This window comes from Citreimonas sp. (assembly GCF_042096055.1).
GTDB lineage: Bacteria > Pseudomonadota > Alphaproteobacteria > Rhodobacterales > Rhodobacteraceae > Citreimonas.
This window is the reverse complement of record NZ_JBELMH010000119.1, coordinates 1-6,759: the sequence shown is the minus strand read 5'-3', so window position 1 is coordinate 6,759 and position 6,759 is coordinate 1. Positions and strand designations below refer to the sequence as shown.

Below are 6,759 nucleotides of genomic sequence, written 5' to 3'. Positions count from 1 at the left end.
GGGCCGCGGGCGGATCGGCAAGGAAACGCGGTTCGAACTCTCCGGCGGGCGCATCTGCGGACCCGGCCAACGACCCGGAGCTCTGGGACAAGGCAAACCTTCGCGGACCAACCGCGAGCAGTTAGGAGATGGTCAGATGAACCTGATCGCACAGATCGAGGCAGAACAGATCGCCTCGCTGGGGAAGACGATCCCCGACTTCAAGGCCGGCGACACCATCCGCGTCGGCTACAAGGTGACCGAAGGCACGCGCACCCGTGTGCAGAACTACGAAGGCGTTTGCATCAGCCGCAAGAACGGCGAGGGCATCGCCGGATCGTTCACCGTCCGCAAGATCTCGTTCGGCGAGGGCGTGGAGCGTGTGTTCCCGCTGTACTCGACGAACATCGAACACATCGAGGTGGTCCGCCGCGGCCGCGTCCGCCGCGCCAAGCTGTACTACCTGCGCGCGCGCCGGGGCAAGTCGGCCCGTATCGCCGAGGACAACACCTACAAGCCGCGCGCAAGCGCCGAGTCGTAAGGAGCCTTTGGCATGAAAAAGGACATCCACCCGAACTATCACACCGTCACGGTCAAGATGACCGACGGGACCGAATTCCAGACCCGCACCACGTGGGGCAAGGAAGGCGACACCCTGACGCTGGACATCGACCCGACCGTGCACCCGGCCTGGACCGGCGGCAGCTCGCGCCTGATGGACCAGGGCGGCCGCGTCTCGCGCTTCAAGAAGAAGTACGAGGGCCTCGGCTTCTGAAGCCCGCCTTCCGGTCGACCGATACCAAACGCCGCCCCTCGGGGCGGCGTTTTGCGTTCGCGTCTAGTTGCGGCGGAAGGCCGTGATCGCCGTCGACAGCGCAAAGCCCACGGCTGCGGCCGCGACGATGCTGGGTCCCGCTGGCGTGTCGAAGTTGAGCGATGCGCCCAAGCCCGCCAGGGCCGCCGCAATGCCGACGCCCACGGCCAGCAGGGCCATTGCCTCGGGCGTGCGGGCGAAGGGGCGGGCCGATGCGGCCGGGATGATCAGAAGCGCCGTGATCAGCAGCGCACCCACAACCTTGATCGCCACTGCGACGACCAGCGCCAGTGCCAACGTCAGGACCAGCTGCTCTCGCCTGGGATCGATGCCCGCGGCGCGCGCAAGCTCGGGGTTCAGCGTGGCGGTCAGCATCGCCTGCCAGCGCCACGCGACGAGCGCCAGCACCAGCGCCGCGCCGCCCCAGATCACGGCCAGGTCGGTGTGCGAGACGGCCAGGATGTCTCCGAAAAGGTAGGCCATCAGGTCGATCCGGACGTTCGTCAGGAAGCTGGCCGCGACCAGCCCGAAAGCCAGCGCTGAGTGCGCCATCACGCCCAGCAGCGTGTCGACCGCGTGGTCCCGCGCCGACAGGGTCGAGACCGCGAGGCCCATCACCAGCGCGACGGCGAGCGCCCCGGCGAAGACGCTTATCGAGAGCGCCAGCGCCAGCGCGACGCCCAGGATCGCGGCATGCGCGGTGGCGTCGCCGAAATAGGCCATGCGCCGCCACACGACGAAGCAGCCCAGCGGTGCCGCAGCCAGTGCTGCGCCGATGCCCGCCAAGGCGGCCCGGATCAGGAAATCGTCCAGCATCAGGCGTCCGTCCGTTCCGGGTGGGCGTGGTCGTCCGGCGCCGCACCCGCAGGCGGATGCTCGCGCGCATGCCCGTGCCCGTGGTGGTGGTGATCGTGGTGGTGGCGGTACAGCGCCAGCGCCCCGCGCGTGCCCTCGCCGAAGAGCGCGCGATAGACCGGCGCCTCGGACACGACCTGGGGCGTGCCCTCGCAGCAGACATGGCCGTTGAGGCAGATCACGCGGTCGGATGCGCTCATCACAACGTGCAAGTCGTGACTGACCATCAGCACCGCACAGCCGGTCTCGCGCCGGACGTCCTCGATCAGGCGATAGAACGCGGCCGCGCCGGGCTGGTCCAGGCCCGCGGTCGCCTCGTCCAGAATCAGAAGTTGCGGACGGTCGAGCAGCGCGCGCGCCAGCAGCACGCGCTGGAACTGCCCGCCCGACAGGGTGGCAAGCTGCTGCTGTCCGGTTCCGGCCGCGCCCGCGCGGGCCAGCGCCGCACGCGCCGCGTCGTCGCTGACGCGGCGGGGCAGGGACAGGAAGCGCCGCACCGTGATCGGCAGCGTGCGGTCCAGCACCAGCTTTTGCGGCACGTAGCCGACGCGCAGCCCCCGCGCCCGCGTCACGCGCCCCGACGCCGGCTTCAGCCCGCCGATCAACGCGCGCATCAGCGACGACTTGCCCGATCCGTTCGGTCCGACGACGGTGACGATCTCTGCGGGCTGGATGGCGAAATCGACGTCGCGCAGAACGGTCTGGTCGCCGTAGCGCAGGGTCAGGCCGTGGGTCTCGATCAGCGCGCTCATGCGGGCTCTGCCTCGACGCAGGCGGGGCACAAGCCGGTCGCCTCGCGCACCGTGCGTTCGATGACGAAGCCCGCGCGGTCGGCGGCGCGCCCCAACTCGCCCGCGTCGGGTGGAATCTCGGCCTCGGCCACGCGGTTGCAGGCGCGGCAGATCAGGAAGGCGGGCGCATGCCCGGCCTCAAGCCCGGCGCAGGCGATGAAGGCGTTCAGGCGCTCGATCCGGTGGGCGAAGCCGTTGGCGGTGAGGAAATCCAGCGCGCGGTAGGCGACCGGCGGCTGCGAGCCCAGCCCCTCGGCGCGCAGTCTTTCGAGGATGTCGTAGGCGCCCATGGCGCGATGCGCCTCGAGCAGGATCTCGAGCACGCGGCGGCGCACGGGCGTCAGCTGCAAGCGGGCCTGCGCGCAGGCGGCCTCGGCCGCGGCAAGGCTGTCCTCGATGCAGGTGCCGTGATCGTGGCGTGCAAATCCGGTGCTCGGCATGGGTTGCGCGGTCATCTTTGGTCCTCTAGGAAGATGTAATGTTATATAATCACATTCGGAGCGACTGTCCATGACCCGCCTCACCCCTTTCTGCGCCATGCTCGCCGCCTGCGCCACCCTTGGCCTGCCGGCGCGCGCGGACGTACCGCGCGTCGTGACCGACATCACGCCGGTGCATGCGCTGGTCCTTCAGGTGATGGAGGGCGTGGGCGAGCCCGACCTGCTGTTGCCCAGCGGCGCGGACCCGCACGGCCATTCGATGCGTCCGTCCGAGGCAGGCGCCCTGGACGACGCCGACGTGGTGGTCTGGATCGGCGAGGCCCTGACGCCGTCGGTCGCGTCGAGCATCGAAAGCCTTGCGGCGGACGCGGTCAGCCTGCCGCTGATCGACGTGCCGGGGACCACCATCCTGGCCTTCCGCGAGAACGCGCTGTTCGGCGACGCGCATGGTGAAGACGATCATGGCGACACGCATGACGACGACGCGCACGGCGCCGACGACCACGGCCACGACGCGCATGCGCACGAGGATCACGACCACGGGCACGATCACTCGGGCGCCGACCCGCATGCGTGGCTGGACCCCCGCAACGCGATCATCTGGCTCGACGCCATCGCCGAGACGTTGGCGGAACAGGACCCCGCGAACGCCGAGACCTACCGCGCCAACGCCGACACCGCACAGGCCGCGATCGCCGAGGTCGAAGCGGAGATCGCCGCCCAGCTTGCCGATGCCGAGGATCTGCGCTTCGTGGTTTTCCACGACGCGTTCCAGTATTTCGAGGCGCGCTTCGACCTGCAGGCTGCGGGCGCGCTGGCTCTGGCCGACAACGCCAGCCCCAGCGCCGCGCGTCTGGCCGAAATCCGCGACGTGATCCGCGACAGGGACATCACCTGCGCCGTGGCCGAGCCGCAATACGATCCGGACCTCATCGCCGCGGTGTTCGAAGGCGTCGATGTCGAGACCATGATCTTGGACCCGCTGGGCGCCGACATCGAGCCCGGGCCGGGCTTCTACGCAGATCTTCTGCGCGCGGCGGCCTCTGCATTCGCCCGCTGCGGCTGACGAAAGCATGGGCGGCGCGGTGTCTGGCCGCGTCGCCCCTGGCCCAAGGGCGCAACCGCCGCGCTTGTATTATTCAAAAATCGGAATATGTAGGGGTGGCGCCACCTGCGCGATGACCGATTGCTAGGACACGCCATGCAGCCCCTCGCCCGCTACCTGCCCATCCTCGAATGGGGACGCGCCTATGACCGGCGCATGGCGGGGGCGGACCTGCTGGCGGCGGTGATCGTCACGATCATGCTGATCCCCCAGTCGCTGGCCTACGCGCTGCTGGCGGGCCTGCCGCCGGAGATGGGGCTGTACGCCTCGATCCTGCCGCTGGTGGCCTACGCGATCTTCGGCACCTCACGCACGCTGGCCGTGGGGCCCGTGGCGGTCGTGTCGCTGATGACCGCGGCGGCGATCGGGACGCTAGGCCTGGACGATCCGGCGCAGATCGCGCTGGCGGCCGGTGCGCTGGCGCTGATGTCGGGCCTGATCCTGACCGCGATGGGCGTGCTGCGTCTGGGCGCGCTGGCGAATTTCCTCAGCCACCCGGTTATCGCCGGATTCATCACCGCGTCGGGCATCCTGATCGCCGCCAGCCAGCTCAAGCACATCCTCGGGATTGAGGCGCATGGCCACACGCTGGTGATGTTGGTGGGCAGCCTCGGCGCGCATCTCGGCGGCATCAACCTGCCGACGGTCGTGCTTGGCATCTCCGCGCTCGCGTTCCTGTTCTGGGTGCGGCGTGGGCTGAAGCCCCTTCTGCGCCGCCTCGGCCTGTCGCCCCGCGCGGCGGACATCGTGACCAAGGCCGGCCCGGTCCTCGCCGTGGCGGCGACCACGCTGGTCACCTGGGCGCTGTCCCTGCAGGACGCCGGGGTGCGCATCGTGGGCACCGTGCCGACCGGCCTGCCGCCGATGGGAATCCCCAGCCTCGACCCAAGTCTGTGGGGGCAGCTGTTCCTGTCCGCGCTGCTGATCTCGATCATCGGCTTCGTCGAATCCGTCTCGGTCGCGCAGACGCTGGCGGCCAAGCGGCGCCAGCGCATCCGCCCCGATCAGGAGCTTATCGGCCTCGGCTCCGCGAATATCGCGGCGTCGGTGTCGGGCGGCTTCCCCGTCACCGGCGGCTTCGCCCGCTCGGTCGTCAACTTCGACGCCGGGGCCGAGACGCCCGCCGCGGGCGCGTTCACCGCCATTGGCATCCTCGTCGCCGCGCTCGCCTTGACACCGCTGCTGTACTTCCTGCCGCAGGCGACGCTGGCCGCGACGATCATCGTCGCGGTGCTTGGCCTCGTCGACCTGTCGATCCTGCGCCGCGCTTGGGGCTATTCGCGCGTCGACTTCGCCGCCGTTGCCGGCACGATCGTGCTGACTCTGGCTTTCGGGGTCGAGGTCGGCGTCTCGGCCGGTGTGCTGTTGTCGATCGCGCTGCACCTCTACAAGACGTCGCGCCCCCACATCGCCGAAGAGGGGCTGGTGCCCGGGACGCAGCACTTCCGCAACATCCACCGCCACGACGTCGAGACGATGCCCCAGATCGTCACCCTGCGGATCGACGAAAGCCTGTATTTCGCCAATGCCCGTTTCCTCGAGGACTACATCCTAGACCGCGTGACGCGGGATCCGGCCCTGCGCCACGTGGTCCTGCACTGCGCCGCGGTGAACGAGATCGACATGAGCGCGCTGGAAACGCTCGAAGAACTGAACCGGCGCCTGCGGGACATGGGTCTGGTCCTGCACCTGTCCGAGGTGAAGGGCCCGGTGATGGACCGGCTGAAGCGGACGGATTTCCTGGACGACCTCACGGGCGAGGTGTTCTTGGCGCAATACGACGCCTGGCGCACGCTAAAGCGGTCGATCGCCGTCGCGGCCGATCACGGTGACCGCGCGGCCGAGTAGGCGCACCGGTTCGAGCGGGCGGCCGTAGCCCGCGCCGCCGTCCAGGTTCAGCCGGTTGGGGAACAGCTCGACCCGTTGGCCGGGCGTATGGCCGTGCACGACGAGGCGCCCGTGATCGGTCGGGTCGGTCAGGAACGCATCGCGGATCCAGATCAGGTCCTCGGGGTCCTGCGCATCCAGCGGCACGCGCGGGCGGATGCCGGCATGCACGAACACGTGGTCGTCGGTGACATGAATCCGCGGCAGGCCGCGCAGCCACTCGGCGTGGTCCGGGGGCACCGCTGCGCGCGCATCCTCGAGCAGCGCCGAGACCGGCCGGCGCGGGTCGGCGTCGACTCCGTAGGATTCCAGCGTCTGCCGCCCGCCGACGCCCTCGCCCATCCAGCGCAGGCCGATCCATAGATGCTCGGCATCCGGTTCCGGGCCTGCCAGAAATTCGGGCAGGAAGGTGTCGTGGTTGCCCTGAAGGCAGATCCAAGGCGCGCCGGCGGCCTGAGCGGCCATCAGCCGTGCGACGACCCCTGCCGAATCGGGTCCGCGGTCTATGTAATCACCGACGAAGACGATCGGTGCGGCTTCGGGGTCCGACCCGAGGCGGTCGAGCGCGGTGTCGAGAGCCGCGCGCTGACCATGGATGTCGCCGAATGCGAAAAGGGGCTGCGTCATGGACCGAAAGGTGTGCCGCCGCTGCCGCATCTGCAACCGCAATGACGAAAAGCGCATCGCGAGGCGGCAAATCGAACAGAAACGAAGCTGAACCTTTCAATTGCGCGCATCGATCATGTTATGATTTGATCATCGAAGCCAGGAGGATGGGCCATGGCAGAGAAGACGCAGACGACCAGCGGCGGCGGCGCCGCCCGCCAAGCCGACGACCTTTTCGTGATCGGTGGCGGGATCAACGGGTGCGGGATCGCGCGGGATGCG

At 69.2% G+C, this 6,759-nt stretch carries 8 protein-coding genes; 4 read left to right on the top strand and 4 right to left on the bottom strand.

From position 1 onward, the window contains the following. The first annotated feature begins 136 nt into the window (after positions 1-136). Positions 137-520, top strand: a complete 384-nt coding sequence (gene rplS, locus ACFDTC_RS16870; protein WP_089878399.1) for a 50S ribosomal protein L19 — start codon at positions 137-139, stop codon at positions 518-520. Between the two features lie 12 nt (positions 521-532). Beyond that, positions 533-754, top strand: coding sequence for a 50S ribosomal protein L31 (gene rpmE / locus ACFDTC_RS16865; RefSeq protein WP_089878403.1), 222 nt, complete (start codon positions 533-535; stop codon positions 752-754). 63 nt (positions 755-817) lie between these two features. Here rpmE and ACFDTC_RS16860 read toward each other — a convergent pair whose 3' ends face one another. Genes ACFDTC_RS16860 through ACFDTC_RS16850 form a run of 3 tightly spaced genes read right to left on the bottom strand, consistent with a single transcriptional unit; the run spans position 818 to position 2,879 of the window. Then, a complete protein-coding gene (locus ACFDTC_RS16860; protein ID WP_375260040.1) occupies positions 818-1,609 on the bottom strand; it encodes a metal ABC transporter permease in 792 nt (263 codons plus the stop codon). Next, positions 1,609-2,400, bottom strand: a complete 792-nt coding sequence (locus ACFDTC_RS16855; RefSeq protein WP_375260039.1) for an ATP-binding cassette domain-containing protein — start codon at positions 2,398-2,400, stop codon at positions 1,609-1,611. Before ACFDTC_RS16855 ends, ACFDTC_RS16860 begins: the two co-directional genes overlap by 1 nt. Beyond that, the gene (locus ACFDTC_RS16850) at positions 2,397-2,879 is read right to left on the bottom strand and encodes a Fur family transcriptional regulator (RefSeq protein ID WP_375260041.1); all 483 of its coding nucleotides are present in this window, start codon (positions 2,877-2,879) and stop codon (positions 2,397-2,399) included. The genes ACFDTC_RS16855 and ACFDTC_RS16850 overlap by 4 nt, the downstream gene beginning before the upstream one ends. 70 nt (positions 2,880-2,949) lie before the next feature. Here ACFDTC_RS16850 and ACFDTC_RS16845 point away from each other — a divergent pair, with 70 nt between their 5' ends. Then, complete coding sequence (locus tag ACFDTC_RS16845; RefSeq protein ID WP_375260038.1) at positions 2,950-3,945, top strand: zinc ABC transporter substrate-binding protein; 996 nt, start codon at positions 2,950-2,952, stop codon at positions 3,943-3,945. Between the two features lie 135 nt (positions 3,946-4,080). Continuing rightward, on the top strand, positions 4,081-5,832 hold the full coding sequence (locus ACFDTC_RS16840) for a SulP family inorganic anion transporter (protein ID WP_375260037.1): 1,752 nt from the start codon (positions 4,081-4,083) through the stop codon (positions 5,830-5,832). On the opposite strand, the gene ACFDTC_RS16835 is transcribed toward ACFDTC_RS16840, so the two are convergent. After that, positions 5,779-6,498 (bottom strand): metallophosphoesterase family protein, encoded by a 720-nt coding sequence (locus ACFDTC_RS16835; protein WP_375260036.1) that lies wholly within the window; start codon positions 6,496-6,498, stop codon positions 5,779-5,781. The two genes, ACFDTC_RS16840 and ACFDTC_RS16835, sit on opposite strands and share 54 nt — an antisense overlap. Positions 6,499-6,759: the final 261 nt, after the last annotated feature.